This window comes from Oscillibacter sp. GMB15532, from assembly GCF_041020825.1.
Taxonomy (GTDB): domain Bacteria; phylum Bacillota; class Clostridia; order Oscillospirales; family Oscillospiraceae; genus Oscillibacter.
In genome coordinates, this window is sequence record NZ_JBEVTO010000001.1 from 310,210 (window position 1) to 328,725 (window position 18,516).

Here is an 18,516-nt window from a genome sequence, read left to right on the forward strand (position 1 = left end):
ACACCCTTCATGCTATTTGGAAAAAGCACTTGCAATATTCTCAAACAGCTCCAGATAGGTCTGTATGGATTCATTTGTGTAAGTGTCATTCGGCGCGTAGATAATCTGATCCTTTGAGACGGCCGTTGTGTTTTTCAGGGCGGGAGACTGATTGATCACATCCTTGGCAGGCACGTTTTCCTCCTCGGAGGAAATCGCCGCATCACGGTCCAACACCATCATCCAATCGGGATTGCTTTGGGCAATCGCTTCTACGGAAATATCATCTCCCTTATGATCAGAAGAGGAACCGTCCACCTCCAATGCCGAGCTCCAGCCGAAAATATCATACATAGGGCCCCAAACACGCCCGGAAAGAGGCGCCGAGAATCCAATATCTCCACCGGAAACCACCACACTCATGATTTTGTCAGTTCCATTATAGGCAGCTTTGGCATCCTGAATGGCCTGATCAAAATCAGCGTTCAACTGTTGGGCCTCTTCATTTTTATCAAAAACCTTTCCCAACGCAATTGTGGAATTTTTAAGGCCATCCACCAGCGTCGCTCCAGATTTTCCGGCCTCCTCTGAAAGCTCAAAGTTGAGGTTGATCACAGCCGCATCGGGCACCAGCGCTTTTATATCTTCATAATAACCGGCAAATCTCTGGCCAACAATCACAAGCTCCGGATTAACCGCCGCAATGATCTCAAGGTTCGGCTCGCGGTGATCTCCGATATCCTGGACAGCGTCGTCCTGATAGTAGGGAGAATCCGCAGGCATAACGCCCTTTGGAACCGCTGCCAGCTCAATTCCCCAATCAGACAGGGTTTCAAACGATCGGTTATCCAAAGACACTACATTCTTCGGATTGACAGGAACGGTCACAGTGCCGTAAATATCCGTGATTTCCACCATGGCGGCCGCGGCTGGCTCATTTCCCTGCTGGCCTGCTTCGGGATTGGAAGTTTGATTGCCGGAGCTTGAGCAGCCCGTCAGCATCAAAGCAAACGCCGCAGTAACAACAATTAATTTTTTGAGACGAAATCTTTTCATGTGTATCCTCCTGAATTTGTGTTTTAATCGACAGGCAATCAATTGCCTTGCTTTTCATGGTCAGTTTAAAACGCTGGATAAGCTCTGTTTTAAAAACGCAGCAACCCCCTCCTCCCTTTTTGTTTGGAAGCACAATACAACGTTGACCGCCTTTAAGTTAGTTATATCTAACTATATGTAAAAAAATAAGAGGTCAACCATAGTTGATCTCTTATCCAATATACTTTCGTATATCCTCCGAGACGGGATATGCTGATGTATGGGCATTATTATATCTTGCCTGTGAGCAAATGTCAATATTTATCATCACGACCTCAAAAACATACCCATAAACCTAACAGGTTGGTTTCATATGCCATATGACAAAAATCCTTGCTGAGGCTCATTTCCCGGGGGCTTGCTTGAAACGCGACGGATGTTCGTCTTTGTAATTATCTCCCCACGCATGCATCGCATCCAGCACAGGCCTTAAGCTGTATCCAAGCTCTGTAAGGGTATATTCCACCCTCGGCGGGACCTCTGCATACGCCTTGCGGGAAAGCAGTCCCTCCTGTTCCATCTCCCGAAGATTGGCCGTTAAAACCTTTTGAGAGACAGCGCCGATGGCACAGCGCAGCTCCCCAAAGCGTTTTGTTCCATCCATCAGATCCCGAAGAATCAGAACTTTCCACTTATTCCCGATCAGTGTAATTGTAAGTTCCACGGGGCAAGCCGGAAGCTGTTCACACATTTATCTCATCTCCTATTAGTATCTTTTTGAAACCAGATAACCAAACGGTTCCTACTTTACATTTTGCACTAAGGTAAAGTATAATAAAAAAAATAAAAAAATCAAGCTCTTTAAGGAGGAACGTAATGAAAATCATGATCATTGGTGCTTCGGGTAAACAAGGCAGACAGCTTTTGTCAGAGGCGCAAAGAAGAAACCACGAGGTAACGGCAGTTGTCAGAGATAAGAATAAGCTGTCTGATGCCAATTGCAAGGTTCTTGAAAAGGACCTGTTTGAGTTGACCTATGATGACGTAAAGGAGCAGGATGTCATCATCAGCGCCTTCGGGACATGGACGCCGGAAACGCATATTCTGCATAAAAATTCCACGGTATTTCTAGCCGATCTGTTAAGCGGAAAGCACAACCACCTGCTGTTCGTCGGCGGAGCAGGCAGCCTGTTCACCGACGAAACCCACACGCAAAGGCTGATGGATGCCCCGGATTTTCCGGAATCCTATTATCCCACAGCTTCCAACATGGCCCTTGGGCTTGATGAAATCAAGAAACGCGATGATGTGAACTGGACCTATCTCAGCCCTTCCGCCGAGTTTGACGCAGAGGGCGAGCAGACCGGAAAATACCGGTCCGGCGGCGAGGTTGTCCTGTTCAATGCAAAAGGCGACAGCTACATCAGCTACGCGGATTACGCTGTGGCAATGCTTGACGAGGCCGAACAGGGCAAGCATATCAAGAAAAGGTTTACGGTTGTTTCCGCGTAAAACGGCATAAATAATCCAGCTCTTCTCCTCTAAAAAACATGCGCGGCTCTTAAGCAATAAAGGCCTTGACATCAAAATTTGAGTATGCTATGATGTTCAACGTTCATCGGAGGACTATCTGTGCAAATGAGAAACGGCACAGATTCAATGCCGGACAAGATGACTAACTTCGTTAGTTTCTTGTCCGGCATTTTTGTTTTCGGAACAATTGACACGATAAGGTGTGATGATAAAAAACGGTTATTTATACAGTGAGTAGCGCACTCTCACAAACTGGAGCGGTTTTTAGAAATCATCTTACAAAGAAAGAAGGGGAAACCACATGAAATTGATGTTTCGTTTTATCAAGCCCCATTGGAAGCTATGCGCAGTTACGATGCTGATGCTGATCATAGACGTTACAGGCGGATTGTATATTCCGACGCTGGCCGCCGAAATGATGAATCAGGGTGTTTTGGGCAGTTCTTTCGAAACGCTGCTCAATACAGGAATAAAAATGGCCATTGGCTCCTTGGTCGCCGGGTTATGCGCTGTGATCGGCGGCTATACCTGCGCAACGCTCACCGCGCGCATTGGCAAGGACATGCGGGTCGCTCTTTACGAAAGCTCGCTGAAGCTGTCCGTTCATGAGTTTCGCCAATTCGGCACGGCCTCTATCACCACACGGACTGTTTCAGACATCACCAATATTCAGACCGCCTTCATCAGCTTTATGCAGATGGTGGTGCCGGTTCCTGTGATTTGCGTGATCGCTTTGGCACTTTCCTTCCGGCTGGATACACAAATCGGTATCGTTTTGCTCATTGCGGTGTTCATCATTCTTTTACTGGCCTATTTCATTATTAAAAGCGCCTCTCCCCTGTTTAAGCGGCTGCAAAAGCTGCTGGATTCCATGAGCACCGTTTTGCTTGAAAACATTACGGGCGTGCGGGTGATTCGCGCGTTTAACAATGAACTCCGCGAGCAGGAACGGCTGAATGTCTCTTTTGCGACCTATGCCAACACTTCGATCAAAGCAAACCGCAAGTTTGCAAATCTGGACGGATTATCGTTTTTCTGCATCAATTTTGTCATTATTTCTGTGTTCTGGCTCAGCGGAGGAAGAATTGCCGCAGGACATTTTCAGATCGGAGATATTACCGCCGTCATCGAATACGCCTATCTGATTTTGTTCTTCATTATGATGGCGCAAATGGTCATCTTAACGCTTCCGCGCGCGTTGGAGTGCTGCAATCGCATCCAGAATGTGCTGGACTATTCACCGGAAATCTCCGACCCCGCGTCTGCGCAGCCGATTAACAACGAACACAGCCAAAGTGATGTACTGGTATTCCAAAACGTATCGTTCCAATTCCCCGATGCGGAAAAGGATACGTTAAGCAATTTGAACTTTACATGCCGCCGGGGTGAAACAACGGCGATTATCGGCGGAACCGGCAGCGGAAAGTCCACCATCGCCTCTATGATTCTGCGGTTTCACGATGTAACGGAGGGCGCGATTTTGCTCAGCGGTCGTGACATCCGCGGGATGCGCCAGGAGGATTTACGCAATCAGTTGGCTTATGTGCAGCAAAAGGCAATGCTTTTTTCAGGAACGATTGCCGAAAACCTTCGTTATGGAAAGCCTGATGCAACAGAGGAGGAACTGCTGCACGCCGCCAGGGTTGCACAGATTGATGCGCTGATTCGCTCTCTGCCCGATGGGTTAAACGCCTTTGTTGCTCAGGGAGGTACCAACTTCTCCGGTGGGCAGCGGCAGCGTCTTTCCATTGCGCGGGCGCTGGTCAAAAAGCCGGAGCTTTATCTCTTCGACGACAGCTTCTCCGCTCTGGATTTTAAAACCGACGCCGCCCTGCGCAAGGCCCTGACACCGGAGACAAAGGACGCGGCCGTATTGATCATCGCGCAGCGCGTCAGCTCCATCCGCCACGCGCAGCAGATTATTGTACTGAACGAAGGGACCATTGCAGGCATCGGAACCCACGACCAATTAATGAAAAGCTGTTCGGTTTACCGTGAAATTTATGAATCTCAGACCAGGGAGGTGCAGAACGCATGACCAAACGCCAAGATAACGCCAAGTCCGCAGACTTATCCGGTTCAGATAGCGAGGCTTTGAAAGACACCGGAAGCACGCTGCTGCGCCTTGTCCGCAGGTTAAAGGGACAGCGTATCCGCCTTTCCATCATTACGGCCTCCATCCTGATTTACACCGTCCTGACGATTTGGGCTCCGCTTTACAGCGCACAGGTTGTCGACATGCTGTGGAGCAGCATTCAGGCAGCCAGGACGCAGGGCCTTCCGTTTGCCATTACATGGCATAATATGGGGTCTGCGCTGACCCACCTCACCGTTATGTACATAGGTATCTGGCTTTTTTACTATCTCCAGTCCTACCTGATGGCGGTCGTGGCCGAAACCCTGACCCTAACCCTTCGCAAGCAAATCAGCCGCAAGCTCAGTCATTTGCCCTTGCGGTTTTACGATCAGAACAAGGCGGGAGAAATTCTAAGCCGGGTAACCAGCGATCTGGATAAGGTATCCGAAACCCTCCAAACCGGGCTTTTAAAGCTGATTGTTGCAATTGGCACCGTCACCGGATCGCTGGTGGTCATGTTCTATTTCAGTGTCCCTCTGACCTGTATTTTCCTTGCAAGCGTTTTTCTCAGCCTGCTTGTCACCAAGGCGGCAGCAACCCAGAACCTGAAATACGCCTCCCTCCGGCAGGAGTCCATCGGGGAGCTTACCGGTATCGTGGAGGAGTATTATACAGGAAGAAACGTCATCAAGGCCTATAACCATGAGCAGGAGAGTTTGAATCAGGTTACTCTCGCCGCGGAAAAAAACCGCATCGTCTCCCAAAAGGCGGATTTCCTGACACATTGTATCAACCCCATCATCCGCCTGCTGACCCGCCTTTCCCATGTGGTCATTGCCGTGATTGCAGGCGGGGCCATCCTCAACGGAACCATGTCGGTCGGCGTGGTGCAGGCATTTTTTCAATATGTGAATCAGACGGCGGAGCCTTTGACCGAAGGCGCCTTCATGATCAATTCCCTCCAGTCCGCGCTGGCCTCCGTCAAGCGCACATTTGACTTTCTGGATAGCCCGGAGGAACGCCCGGACCCCCTGCATCCCGCAGAGCTGGAGCACGCAAACGGATTGGTTGCTTTTGAGCATGTCAGCTTTGGTTACGAAGAAAACCAGCCGTTAATGAAGGACATCAGCTTCCGTGCACAGCCCGGGCAGAAAATTGCCATTGTCGGGAGTACCGGCGCCGGAAAAACCACCCTTGTCAATCTGCTTATGCGGTTTTATGAGGTGAATGACGGAACCATCATGGTGGACGGCGTTGCTGCCTCGGAAATGACGCGCCGCGGTCTGCGCCGGAACTTTGGCATGGTCTTACAGGACACATGGCTGTTTGGCGGGACAATTGCGGAAAACATTGCCTACGGAAAGCCACAGGCCACGAGAGAAGAAATTGTGGCTGCGGCAAAGGCGGCGAAAATAGACTATCTGATTCGCACCATGCCCAAAGGGTATGATACGGTTCTGGACAACGACGCGGCCAACCTTTCCGTTGGGCAGCGGCAGCTTCTGACCATCGCCCGTGTGTTTTTATGTGATCCCCCCATTCTGATTCTGGATGAGGCCACCTCCAGCGTTGATACGCGGACAGAGATGGAGATCGGCCGGGCAATGAAGAAGCTGATGCAGGGGCGCACCAGCTTTGTCATCGCACACCGCCTTTCCACCATCCGGGATGCCGATAATATTCTTTATATGGAAAACGGCAATATTATTGAGCAGGGCAGTCATCACGCGCTGTTAAAGCAAAAAGGCGCCTATGCAAATCTATACGACAGCCAGTTCGCCTGAGCCTGTTGGTAAACACGTGTAAGCGCCACACAAACAAAATCCCGGAAGAAAAACAGCCGCTTGTTTTGCCCGTATCCGCATGATAAAATAAGTATAAAACCAGTATGATTTATGAGGAATATGGCGGATATGGACGAAAGAATTGAGAAAACAATCTCCAGCTTGCGGCGAAACAATATGGCCGGGTATTTTGTTCAGGACCGGGAGGAATTGCTTCGGCTGCTTGCAGAGCTGATTCAGCCGGGCGAAACCATCGGGTGCGGAGATTCCGCAACCTTGGAGGAAACAGGTGTATTTGATTTCATCCGAAATGGAAGATACACCTTTTACGACAAGCACCGCAACAGCTTAACCCCGACAGAAAAGCGCGCTATCTATCTACAAAACTTTGATGCCGACACCTTCCTGACCGGTACCAACGCCGTTACCATGGACGGGAAGCTGTTTAACATCGACGGAAACGGAAGCCGGGTGGCGCCCATGCTGTACGGTCCGAAGCAGGTAATCGCCGTTGTGGGTATCAATAAGCTCACAAATACTGTTCAGGATGCAATTGACCGCACACGGCAGGTTGCCGCTCCCATGGATGCGAAACGGCTTTGCAAGGATACGCCCTGCACAAAGCTTGGGCGGTGCATTGATTGCAGGCACGCCCAAAGAATCTGCAACGATTTCGTTTTGATTGCGGGGCAATTTGTGAAAGACAGAATCAAAGTGATCATTGTCAACCAGACATTGGGATATTGACCTATCTGTCAACCAAGTCATAGAAAACACTGGGAATCAAGGATTTCGAAGCTCGAAATCCTTGATTCCCAGTGTTTTATTGTTCATCCCACTCTTTTTCCACGCTGAGGCAAGCGTGTTGCTCCAGCCTCTCACTGCATGTCCACGAGGCTGAAAATTCAAGAAAGCCTATGCGTTGCGGGAGAAAATGGGTCTTTCCCCTATGTTACGCCATCAACGTGATCTTGCTCTCAAATTTCTGCTTCTCCGCATTCCAGCAAAACTCCGCTTTGCCGCCGTACTTCCCGGCGATGGTTTCTATGGACAACAGCCCATACCCCATCTGCCCACCCCTCTTGGAGGAAAGAAACCGCCCGCCACGCTGGCGGATAGTTCCGGCAGTGTTCCACACACGGATGTGCAGCGCATCTGCCCCCGTGCGGATCACGGCAACCCAAATGGCTCTTTGTCCGCTTTGCATCCGCTGGCATGCCTCCACAGCATTTTCCATGAGGTTGGCGTACAGGCAGCACAAATCGGAATCGGTCATGCCGGTATGGCCGGGGTCTGCCACGGCTTTCAGATCGCAGCGAATATCCAGCCGGATCTGGTTCTGCCTTGCCACTGTCTGGTAATGGCAGGTCAGCGTGTTGATGACGTCGATGGGGCAATACTCCGGCAGTTCCCCCTCCGTGGAGGTAGTTCGGTATTCTTTGATGTACTCCTCCAGCCTGTCGTACTGGCGACTGCTCACATACTGATCTATGAGGGTAAGATGATGGCGCAGATCGTGACGCATGGTTTTGACCTGCGTCATCTCCTGCCTGAGCACCTCCAAATGGGAGAGCTGGCTTTGGTACAGCCGCTCCATGCTGCCTGCCCGCTCGGCCATCACAGCGCTTTCCCGGTACCGGGTGGCCACTTCCTGCCCGGTCACCCCACCGATGCAAAGCACAAGGGTGAAGCTTGCAAGCTCGATAAACCAGCCCGTGAGAATGGGTTCATGCACTGGCAGGAGCCGGTCCGCCAGGAGGGCGCAGACGAAAATCACCACGCCGTAAAGCAGGGGCGTAATGCGCACCACGCCCTTTCGGATGGCATACCAGACTGCGGCGGCAATCAATCCTGCCGTCATCCATTCGTAAGCCGAAATCAGCCATGAATAGGCCAGCAGCAGGTTCAGATTGCCAATCGGCAGCAGCAAATGCACCAGTACGGAGGCGGCACACAGGAGTCCTCCGAAGCCCACAAAGGGAAGCCCCCACTTTTTTGGCAGGCCGCTTACCCCCATGGCTACCAGCATCGCAACGCCGAGCATGGCACAGAAGGAAACATTTTCAAGGGCATAGCGGAGCCGTCCGCCGGTAAACAGGGTACCGGTAATCGGATAGCTCACATAGCCCACAAAGAACAGGCACAAAAGTCCGAACAGCAGCGCCAGCGAGCTTTTGCGGCCCAGCAGGCCCACCATCACCGACAGCAGGCCGACGGTGAGCGCCACAGCGCACACAATGCTTCTAAATACAAGTCTTGTGCTCAGGAGCCCGGACACCGCGTCCGGCTGACCAAACGCGGGAGGATACACCATGCCGCTGTACAGATGGGAGAAATCGGATACCGCAAGCAAAATTTCAATGCTGCCGCCTGCTTCCATGCTGACGGTGCGGTTTCCGGTTTCCGCCCGGTATCCGTCCCTCTCCGGTTCCCCCATCTGCATGACCTGCTCGCCGTTAATATATAGGCGGTAGGCGGAAAAGATTTCGGGCAGCTCCAGCAGGTAGGTGTCCGTCTGCGCCGGTAATCTGATCGTCAGCCGATAGCTGGCACTGCCATGAGGCGAGCCGCCATTCCATGCTTCAAAGCCACCGAAGCGGCCAATAAACAGATACTGGTCCGGGGCAGGCGGCGTATCGTCAAAGTCCGCAGGCGTAAGCAGCCGGTTGGCGTAATACTCCCATCCGTCCACGAGGAAAACGACAGGATGCTGTGCAAGCGCTTCCCCATCCAGCGTGAGAATGCCGTCCTTTGCTTTGGGCCCTGCCGCCGTGTATTTATTGTCGTACTGGTATACCGTCAGAAACACAGCAGAAGCCAGCGCAAAAATCACCGCCACTTTCAGTGCCAGCCGAATACGGTGATCTACTGCATCATGGTTTCCCACGCCGCCACCTCCCGTGTCTGCCAAACCGGAGCACCAGCAGTGCGCCGGAGCACACGCTCGCTGCGCTGAGAAAGAAAAGAATCAGTGCTGTTGCCGAAAATCCTGGCTCCGGTGCTGACTGCTCCAGGTCAAGAGGAATTGCAGCGTTTTCTGTGGCAGGCGCTTCTTCCTCCTTTGCCGGGATGTTTTCCCCTTCAGGCCTTGCCGGCGCGGGCTGTGTTTGCGCGGCTTCACTTTGTTCCTCAGCCGGAACTGTTTGTGCAGGAGCTGCGGCTGTCGGATTTTCTGCAGAAACAGTCTCTGTCTCCGTATCCGGCGGAGCCGCGACGGTGGGAATATCCGTGTCGGTATGCGCATCTGATTCGTCGGTTATCAAGCCGCTGACTTCCGCGGCATTTTCATCGTGACCGCCTGATGCTTCATCGGTTTCCGACGGATTGTCATTGCCGCCGTCAGACTGACCGCTGTCTCCGTCATCCGGCTCCTCACCGGTTCCGGGCACATTGCCGCTGCCGCCGTTGTCGCCGTCGGGAGGATTGACGCCGCCCCGGTCGGTTCCCGTGCGGTCGCCGCCGTTTCCTCCGATAAAGACGCCATCCCTTTCATCTAAGATGGCAATGTTGGATTCACCCACGCCGATATTCTCAACCTGAAACCATACAGCATGCGCCAGTGTATCATAGAAAAATTTCACTGCACTGCCATTCCACAGGATATCCTGCGCGTGCGTGGCATCCTGCCACGTTTCGCCCTCGTCGTCTGAGCGCCACAGGATCACATTTTCCTCCATGGAGTCATAGTCCTGCCAGAAATTCAGAACCGCATACCGTGCGCCGTCTTCCAGCTCCCGCACGGCAATTTGGCTGATACAGGGCAGAGCGGGGTCCCGCACCTCCACCGTTATCGTAATGGACACATCATCAAATATCCCCAGACCATACAGGTCCGGGTCGACGGTACCGGACACCAGCGTTATTCCTAAATTTTCGGTGTCAATTTCGTAACTTTCATCCCAGTAGACGGGAAATGGCCGGATGATTACGCGGCCTTCTTTGTCCATGAGGAAAATATTCGGGCTGTTCAGCATTGCAAGGGGGTCAAACAGGAAGCTGTGCTGCTCCAGCGGCAGATACAGCCGGGAGAAGGACTCCTCCATGGCGCGGCGGCTGACGCTTTGCACCCCGGCGGGTGCGGGAGAAGCGGCGCAGGAATCCAGAAGCAGGTCGTTTCCCGCCGCCACGCTGGCTCCGTCGCCCTGGGCGGTCAGCTTGCAGTAGAAAAGGTCCGCTCCGTTTGGCGCGTATACGGCGATGCTGTTGTCACCGGAAACCTCCACCTTGTAGCACCATGCCTCCATAGGAACATCCAGCCAAAGCCCGACAGCCCCTTCGCCATAAGAGCGAAGCACGCCCTGCCAGAGCAGACTGTCCATGCCAAAGTCTTTATCATCGGCATTTGATATACGTAGCGCCGTGCCGCCCCTGCCATCCCGGCCAGTGGCCGTCACATTCATCTGCAACAGGGTACTGTTCCAACTGGGTGCATAAGGATAGCCGCCGTCTCCCCGCTTCACATTCACCACCGGTACATTGATGCCCTCTCCGGTAATGAAAACATTGTAGGTTGGCAGCATGCCGCCGTCAAACACAAGGCCAAACATGCCGGTATCAATGGTAATTTTTCCGTTGATTCCGTATATTCCCATATCCTGCGTAATGGTCACGTGGTCGGACAGAGTTACCGTTCCGCCTGTCTCCTGATGCTGTTGGATCCATTCCGCCAGATCCTCTTCCTTGGAAACGGCACCTGTTTCCAAGGGTGCATCAGGCAATTCCGGCGCAGCATTGCTCTGGCTCCGGAGGGAATTGCCGGGTTCTTCCCATTTCTCCGGATTCTCCCGCTCCGGTTCGGCTGGCGCTTCCGGCTCGATGGGCCGCTCCGGTTCTGCTTCCGGCTCGGTAGGATTCTCCGCCCCCGGATCGGCAGGGGAATCCGCCTCTTTTGCACCCGGCTCACCTTGCTGGTCAGAAGCCTGCAAAGCAGGCTCCTCAGTTGGAACCGCAAGGGCATAAACGCTCTGACAGAGCATCAGGCAAGCCGCCAGCGCCACGGGCAAGGCCCGTCCTTTCCACCATCTCATGGCGACACCTTAAACAGACGGTCGGATAAAAAATCGGCATAGGCGTCCCGCAGCTCGGTCCTCCCCCGCTGGCGCAGGGGGACGAGGCTGCCGTCACGCATCCGAAAATCATCCTGCCCGATGGCCTCCACATGGTTCAGGTTTACGATGTAAGAACGGTGGCAGCGCAGGAACGTACCTGTTACCATCTTTTCCAATTCATCGAGGGGCAAAGCGGCTTTGATCGTTCCTGCGGCCGTATGGATCAAAACCTCTTTGCCGTACACCTCCATAAACAGGATTTGATTGAGCGGAACTTTTCGTTTCATGCGATTGGACACCACCTCAATAAACCGTCCGTTTTTCAGAAAAACCTCTCGGCATCTGACAAAGGCACGGTCAATCTCCTCACGCTTAATCGGCTTCACTACATAGTCGTTTGTCCCAATAGAAAAGGAATCCAGGGCGTGATCTTTGCTCGTGGTAATAAACACCAGAGAAAAATCACGGTCTATCTCCCGGAGCCTTTGGGCAGTCTCCAGCCCGTTCATTCCGCCCATGTAAATATCCAGAAATACAACGTCGAAAGGATCGGCTGCAAAAGCCTGTGCAAGCGCTTCTCCGCTGAAAAAGGTATAAAGCTCACCGGCAAAGTCGTTTTTCTCAAAATGCTCGCGCAGCAGTGCACAAACCAGCTCTGCATCGTGAACACTGTCGTCGCAAATAGCAACTCTCATCCCCTCACCTACCGACCATTATTTTTTTAATTATACCATTCCTCTGAAAGGGAGACAAGAATTTTAGGCATAAAGATGTAATTCGCGCAGTTTGCCCTCCGTTCAGGCCATATCTATATAAAGGCATTGCAAAAATTGCTACAATATATTCTGCCAAACCAGCAAACAAAGTGGTGCGTTTTTGTGTTTTGGCGCTGAAAGGCACGACCCCCTCGGGAAAAGCAATCCATGGGGATATCCGTGCGCAAATGAGTAACGATGTGCAGGAGGAGTATGGTATGAAAGCCGGCAAACGCTTGATAAGCTTACTATTGCTTATCGCAATCATTTTTACAGGGATTCCTACATATGCATTCGCGCAGGAAGCGAATGCACCCGAATCAGTCACACAGATTTCTGAAAAGAGCCCCGCCGAGTTGCCCTTTACCGATGTCAATGAGGGTGACTGGTATTACGACGCCATTGAATACGCTTATCAAAACGGGATATTCAGCGGCACCTCCGAGGATTCCTTTAACCCGAACGGTGGAATGACCCGCGCCATGTTCGTCACCGTGCTGGGACGCTTCGCAGGAATTGACCCAGCCGCGTATTCCGGCGCCGCCGCCGTGTTTAAGGATGTTGTGGCAGACGCCTATTACGCGCCCTATGTGGCATGGGCCGCAGAAAAGGAGATTACCCTCGGCGCGAGGGATCAATACTTTGATTTATACAGCCTTGTCACCCGCCAGCAAATGGCAGTATTTGCAGAAAGATTCTTTAAGGCATACTCCATTTCCTATTCCGAAGACACCGACAATCAAAAAACGCCCTCCGACCTTTCCACTGTTTCGTCCTTTGCAAGGGACGCCGTGCTCAATCTCTATCGGGCAGGTATCTTCCAGGGAGATGCGAATGGAAATTTCAATCCCAGGTCAACGGCAACCCGCGCTGCCGCGGCAACGGTGCTGAAACGCATTGATACCAACCTGGACTGCCTGGGCGTTGCAAGCCAGGAGAAGGAGAAAGAAAAAGAAGTCGCGCCGAAGCCCTCCGGCGGCAGCGGAGGTGGGGGTTCCGACTCAGGCGCGTCTTCATACAGCATCAGCTTTCAAACCGACGGCGGAAGAGCGCTTGATCCCATTAGGGTCGCCACAGGTCAGCGTGTCGCAAACCTGCCGACTCCAATTAAGGAGAACGCCGTGTTCGCAGGCTGGTACAAGGATGCGGACCTCTCAATCAGATTTGATGAAAATACCGCTGTCACCAGCAATTTAACGCTCTATGCAAAATATATCGCCGTAGACATCAACTACATGAACAACAGAGTGGAAATTTCCTCGGCCTACCAGATCGCTGAGGAAACCCCGGTTCAACCGAATTTTTCAATCAGATTAAACGCGTCAAATGCCGGGTTAACGGCAGCGGACGTGCGAAACCTGCTTCAATTTGCCTGCACCTCCGGTGTGGATGACCGCGGCATCACCGTCACAGGGCAAGGCGGCTCCTACGAGGTGTCCATGGACGGCGGCTTCAAGCCCGGCGCCAGCTATACGCTGACGCTGCCCAGCGACGGGCTTAGATTCGCGGGTAAGGACGAAACGGCCAGAGAATACTCCTTCAGCATTTACAGAGAAGAAAGCGATGATCTGTCCTTTAACGCTGGAATCATCTATATTCCCGCCGATAAAATCAGCAATATTCTCTGCAACGGCGCACCGGTCAATTCCCTTTCCGCCGCTGTGTACAACATCTCTGAGACAGGTGTTGAATCCCAAGACATTTCAGGGACCTTTACCTACGGCGGAAACGAAACTCTGACTTCCGGCAATGTGCTCTGCATATACAGCGGCCTAAGTCCGGAACTGGCGGATACCGCCGCCCGTGAGTCGCTGTACGACGATATTGCCTATGTCAAAGTCAAATCTGTAAGTGGCACGACAATATCCTATGAAAGCGCAGAAGCGGAAGATGTGCTGTTTATCTCTAAGACGGTTGCCATCCCAAAAAGCAGCGTCCTTGATTCTTTGGAAATGGACACTGATGTTTTTTCCTTCCGGATTAATCACCTTACTGTCGATAACACCTGGTCCATCGGCAGTGACAGTCCCGTATCCGGAACCATCGCAGAGGGCGACACCATTGCGCTCTACGACGCAGCCTCACTCATGCAGGCAACGCCGGAGGACGTTACCTTGGGTACGGTGACCGGGATTTCAGAAGGCAGCGCTATTTATACCATCACCTGCGCCACCACTTCGCTGGAGCAGTTGCAGCAGGGGATGAACTACTATCAGAATATTCCCATCAACACACAGGACCTTATAGACAGGGGAGCCATTAAACCCGACCTGCTTCAGCACGAGCTTCGCCAGCAGACGCTGCAAAGCGGAATCATTGACGAACTGGCCGGACAATATGCCCTCACGGTCCTTGAGGGAGATTTGCTGGCCGATCAGGTGGAAAACCTGCAAGGCATGACGGTTCTGATGAGCAACGGCACGCAGGCTTCCGCCCAGCAGCTTCAGAATATTCTCTACTCTCAAAGCGGCGAGGATAACAAAGATGATGAAAAGGTGGAGGTCGGAGACGTTTCTGTAATTGTCACTGTCAACTCCGATGAAGGTGTGCTGGGCAACGGCGCACTGGTGGCCAATGTTGAGGTTGGCTTTGATGTGACCATTAAAACGCAAGAGGAAGATTCCATCAAGCTGTCCTTTAGTATTACATTTATACAGGAAATCGGCCTGTCCGTGGCTGCAGACGCAGGAATTGAGTGGGGCTGGACATGGTGCGTTCCCTATCCTCAGGAGTGCTGGGTCAATGCCTCTCTGGACGTAAAAACCCGCAGCGCCGTGGAGCTGAAAGCTACGCTGGCGACAAAGTCCGGCGACAGCGACAATACCATTGATATCTCCGAGAAAATCAAGGCCGCACTTGGCGGCAATGAGGAAAATGACGCTCTCGAAAACGTCTCTGGCATCTACGCATATTATCAAGAGTTCATGGAGAATGATTTGGACTACATTCAAATCATTAAGAAGAGCCTGTTTCAGGTCAACATCTCTCTTGCATGGGGTCTTGTTCAGATTACGGTGGAGCCGTATTTTGTGGTTAGTGCCGCGGCAAACGCCGCAGTTACCTGCACGCTTTCCTATCAGGAGGGCACAAGATACAGCTTTACCGCGCGTATGAGCACCGCTTCTCTGACCTTTAACAAAACCCCCATTCTGGATAAGCGCTTTGACTTTTCCCTCTATCTGGTGGGAAAGCTGGGGCTGAGGGTTGGTATCGAACTGGAGTTGAAGGCCGGGCTGATTTCCACCAAGCTGAACAGCATGGGAATCTCCGCGCAAACCGGCTTATACATTGAGTGGTGCGGTTTCTTCAGTTATGAATACAGCCGCAATTTTTCCCAAGGTACTTCGACGTCGGTTGCGCAGGGGGCCATGTATGCCGAGCTTGGCGTTTACCTTGAAATCGGGGCAAGTTTTCAGGCGGGAAATGGCAAATGGCAAAAAAACTTTGGCCTCCTAAGTGAGACTTTCCCCCTGCTGACCACCAACAGCCGGGACTATGTATACGACTTCTCCTATGAACTGGGCGAGGCTGAAAAGCTGATTATTAATGACACGAAAAACAGCTTGCCGGACTATGCGTTTAAAATGATCACGCTGGATCTCAGTTCCGGTGAATCGACACTGGAGGACTATGACGCGGGCCGTTTCAGCATCGCGTTTACAAATCCTGCGTTTTCACTGAATAACGGGAAAATCGTCGTGAATACGCAGGAGGATTATCTGGAGGCGGATATGATCATCACATGGAAAGGCTCGCCGCTGGCATTTACCTCCGTTCCCATCAAGCGCAGTTTCCACGTTATTTACAACGACAACGAGAACCCCGTGGAAAAGGGCCTGCTAACGGTGAAGGTAAACAATCAGCCGGTTTGGAGCCAGCGCGTCGACTTCGGGACGCCAGTGGAAGATGCGCTTCCCACGCAGGCCGAAATTCTCAAGCTGATTGGCTATTCTGATTATGATAAAACTGTTGACAAGGGAACCCCCTCCGCGAGAACAGTCAACCTCCGTTACGACGGCACAGGCGGCTATAAAGGACTATATTCCGGCGTGGTTGACGGCTCCCGCGAATTTGACTATGAGCTGCCCCTGAGAGAATACACCGTCACGGTGAAAGACATTCAGCAGGCAAATGGCAGCACCACTACCCAGAATTTCACCACCCTATACGGCGGAAGCTTCGACCTCAGCGCTCTCGACTCCACCGGCACGGAAAATCCGGGAGATGCCTATCCATCCGGCACGGAAGCACCAGAAATTATCTATACAAAATTCTTCAATGTGGAAACTCAAAAAAATGGCGTGGCGGAGGGACAGCCGCTCTCCGGCCCCGTGCTTGACGCCCTTGCTGTTCAAATCCTGAGCAGCCAAAACTATACCTATCACGCCACCTATGCCGACAACTCGGCCAAGGTAATCTATCGGTTCCAGACCTTGGTCGGCTCGATTGAGGGCCGGACCGAAATCATCAAAAGAAACACTTCTCCCACATTTGGTTACCAGACGTATGTGGAAAGTCAAGTTGTGAACGTTCCAGAGCATGACGACCACTATGCCGTATACAGTGTCAGCGGTGATCCCTCCGCGCCTGTCACCGGAGAGCGCATCATCAATATCGCCTGCGCGCCACAGGGCGGCTATGAGCTGACTCTTTACCGCAACGGCGGAACCTATGTCAGCTATACTCCGCCCACAACCTATGATGTAGCCGGGACCAGACTGCCGGCCTATGGCGAAATTGAGAAAGAAAATTATGAATTTGCGGGGTGGTATGAAAACAGCGACTTCAGCGGAAATCCGGTGGCAACCGTCAGCGGGAATCTGGGTCCGAAAACCTATTACGCCCTGTGGATCGCCCCGGAGTATACCATTCAGTTTAACAGCGCGGGCGGCACAGGCACAATGGATGAAGTACCCGCAACCTTCGGAACCCAAACCACCCTCCCCAACTGCGGCTTTGCCTACGAGTCCTATAAGGAAACGGATAACCCGTTCCTAAGCTGGAACACCAAGGCAGACGGCACCGGCTTTGCTTATGCTGACTTGGCAGCGATTACAATTCCCGATGGGGTAAATTCCTCCGGTGTTCTGACGCTTTATGCGCAATGGGACGATTATAAGGTCACCTATGTCCCGGACAATCCGGCCGCTCCGACTTTCTCCGGGGAATTACCTCTGGGCACCGCACTAAAATACTGCGAGCAATATCCGGGGGCCATTACGCTAAATAGTGATGATTGGCGCATAGAGATTGACAGAACAATTGTCCTGCCGGACGGCGTAACCTTCTCAACAAACCGTCCCCAGCCCTACGGAAACAGCTATCTCGAACTCGTCGGTATGTCTGATGCACTGTTTTTCATAGAGGAGCGCAGTTCAGTCACGGTGAAAGATGTGATAATTCACAGCACTGCGTACAGTAACTGCTGCACTTTTGAAAATCGCGGCAGCCTGACACTGGAGGATGTTTATATCGACAATTTCATCAGCACCGACAAGCATGCAATTCGTAATTACGAGACGGGACGCATCGTTATGCAAAATTCGTCTGCTAGATCCGGAGACGGCCCCACCTTCGATCCAAGTCTCATTTTTAATGAAGGCATTCTGCTTATAGACAATGCATATTTTGGAGACAACAGCCCCGTTGAATCTGACCACCTAATTGTAAACCGGGGGCAGATGGTGCTTAATAATGTGATCTATCGCAATAATGGGTATCGTTCTCATTCCGGCGGAATATTCAACGAAGGCGGAGAGTTGTATGTGCTGAATACATCTTTTAATAGAAATGGTAGCTTACACGGGGCAATTGAAAGCAACGGCGGAGCATTGTATATTATTAATTCTATTTTTGGCAGCAACCGAAATGAGCAAGAGAACTTCAGTAATATCAGTGTCTCTGGCGAGAGCGGCAGTGCCTACCTTTACAATGCAATATACGGCATCGCAGATTCGTCGAGCCTAAACCGACTGACGATAGTGAACTCCGAGTCTTTTGAAGATGCCGCAATTGGTGAATTCAATACCATCCTCAAAGACCCAGCCCTCAGAAATCTTGCTGCCACAGTGCATTTGGACTATTCCGATCCTAAAAACATCAAAATTGGCCTTAGCTACGACGGAACGTTTACATCCATTCTGAACGGCGCGACAAGCGAAACCCCGGTGGTAAACAAATATCGGGGCGGTGATGACAGAGACTTGAGCGACAACAGAGTTGGAGCCGAATATCTGGAGATTCAGGAGAATTGACCGGCGAATAAAAAACTACACCAGCGCGTGAAACCGCAATCCGTTAGGCCC

General features: G+C 52.0%; 10 protein-coding genes. 5 read left to right on the forward strand and 5 right to left on the reverse strand.

Annotation, left to right across the window (positions count from 1 at the left end; all coding sequences use genetic code 11):
- Nucleotides 1-12: 12 nt before the first annotated feature.
- The gene (locus ABVS15_RS01450; protein WP_369282013.1) at nt 13-1,035 is read right to left on the reverse strand and encodes a siderophore ABC transporter substrate-binding protein; all 1,023 of its coding nucleotides are present in this window, start codon (nt 1,033-1,035) and stop codon (nt 13-15) included.
- A gap of 382 nt (nt 1,036-1,417) precedes the next feature.
- Complete coding sequence (locus ABVS15_RS01455) at nt 1,418-1,765, reverse strand: winged helix-turn-helix transcriptional regulator (RefSeq protein WP_369282014.1); 348 nt, start codon at nt 1,763-1,765, stop codon at nt 1,418-1,420.
- Nucleotides 1,766-1,890: 125 nt separating this feature from the next.
- Between ABVS15_RS01455 and ABVS15_RS01460 the strand changes: the two genes are divergently transcribed.
- The 4 genes from ABVS15_RS01460 to ABVS15_RS01475 all read left to right on the forward strand — a co-directional run bounded on the left by ABVS15_RS01460 (nt 1,891) and on the right by ABVS15_RS01475 (nt 7,155).
- Entirely contained in the window at nt 1,891-2,526 is a 636-nt protein-coding gene (locus ABVS15_RS01460; protein ID WP_369282015.1) for an NAD(P)-dependent oxidoreductase, read from the forward strand.
- Nucleotides 2,527-2,848: 322 nt separating this feature from the next.
- Nucleotides 2,849-4,585, forward strand: a complete 1,737-nt coding sequence (locus ABVS15_RS01465) for an ABC transporter ATP-binding protein (RefSeq protein WP_369282016.1) — start codon at nt 2,849-2,851, stop codon at nt 4,583-4,585.
- On the forward strand, nt 4,582-6,408 hold the full coding sequence (locus ABVS15_RS01470) for an ABC transporter ATP-binding protein (RefSeq protein ID WP_369282017.1): 1,827 nt from the start codon (nt 4,582-4,584) through the stop codon (nt 6,406-6,408). The genes ABVS15_RS01465 and ABVS15_RS01470 overlap by 4 nt, the downstream gene beginning before the upstream one ends.
- A 129-nt stretch (nt 6,409-6,537) precedes the next feature.
- Entirely contained in the window at nt 6,538-7,155 is a 618-nt protein-coding gene (locus ABVS15_RS01475) for a lactate utilization protein (protein WP_369282018.1), read from the forward strand.
- A gap of 205 nt (nt 7,156-7,360) precedes the next feature.
- On the opposite strand, the gene ABVS15_RS01480 is transcribed toward ABVS15_RS01475, so the two are convergent.
- Genes ABVS15_RS01480 through ABVS15_RS01490 form a run of 3 tightly spaced genes read right to left on the reverse strand, consistent with a single transcriptional unit; the run spans nt 7,361 to nt 12,151 of the window.
- A complete protein-coding gene (locus ABVS15_RS01480; RefSeq protein WP_369282019.1) occupies nt 7,361-9,295 on the reverse strand; it encodes a sensor histidine kinase in 1,935 nt (644 codons plus the stop codon).
- The gene (locus ABVS15_RS01485) at nt 9,282-11,435 is read right to left on the reverse strand and encodes a hypothetical protein (protein WP_369282020.1); all 2,154 of its coding nucleotides are present in this window, start codon (nt 11,433-11,435) and stop codon (nt 9,282-9,284) included. The genes ABVS15_RS01480 and ABVS15_RS01485 overlap by 14 nt, the downstream gene beginning before the upstream one ends.
- Nucleotides 11,432-12,151 (reverse strand): LytR/AlgR family response regulator transcription factor, encoded by a 720-nt coding sequence (locus ABVS15_RS01490; protein ID WP_369282021.1) that lies wholly within the window; start codon nt 12,149-12,151, stop codon nt 11,432-11,434. The genes ABVS15_RS01485 and ABVS15_RS01490 overlap by 4 nt, the downstream gene beginning before the upstream one ends.
- Nucleotides 12,152-12,429: 278 nt before the next feature.
- Here ABVS15_RS01490 and ABVS15_RS01495 point away from each other — a divergent pair, with 278 nt between their 5' ends.
- Entirely contained in the window at nt 12,430-18,465 is a 6,036-nt protein-coding gene (locus ABVS15_RS01495; RefSeq protein ID WP_369282022.1) for an S-layer homology domain-containing protein, read from the forward strand.
- The last annotated feature ends 51 nt before the right edge of the window (nt 18,466-18,516 follow it).

Excerpts from the sequence above, each read along its gene's own strand:
- ABVS15_RS01450 (WP_369282013.1), bottom strand. The coding sequence starts at position 1,035 with ATGAAAAGATTTCGTCTCAAAAAATTAATTGTTGTTACTGCGGCGTTT.
- ABVS15_RS01455 (WP_369282014.1), bottom strand. The coding sequence starts at position 1,765 with ATGTGTGAACAGCTTCCGGCTTGCCCCGTGGAACTTACAATTACACTG.
- ABVS15_RS01460 (WP_369282015.1), top strand. The coding sequence starts at position 1,891 with ATGAAAATCATGATCATTGGTGCTTCGGGTAAACAAGGCAGACAGCTT.
- ABVS15_RS01465 (WP_369282016.1), top strand. The coding sequence starts at position 2,849 with ATGAAATTGATGTTTCGTTTTATCAAGCCCCATTGGAAGCTATGCGCA.
- ABVS15_RS01470 (WP_369282017.1), top strand. The coding sequence starts at position 4,582 with ATGACCAAACGCCAAGATAACGCCAAGTCCGCAGACTTATCCGGTTCA.
- ABVS15_RS01475 (WP_369282018.1), top strand. The coding sequence starts at position 6,538 with ATGGACGAAAGAATTGAGAAAACAATCTCCAGCTTGCGGCGAAACAAT.
- ABVS15_RS01485 (WP_369282020.1), bottom strand. The coding sequence starts at position 11,435 with ATGAGATGGTGGAAAGGACGGGCCTTGCCCGTGGCGCTGGCGGCTTGC.
- ABVS15_RS01490 (WP_369282021.1), bottom strand. The coding sequence starts at position 12,151 with ATGAGAGTTGCTATTTGCGACGACAGTGTTCACGATGCAGAGCTGGTT.
- ABVS15_RS01495 (WP_369282022.1), top strand. The coding sequence starts at position 12,430 with ATGAAAGCCGGCAAACGCTTGATAAGCTTACTATTGCTTATCGCAATC.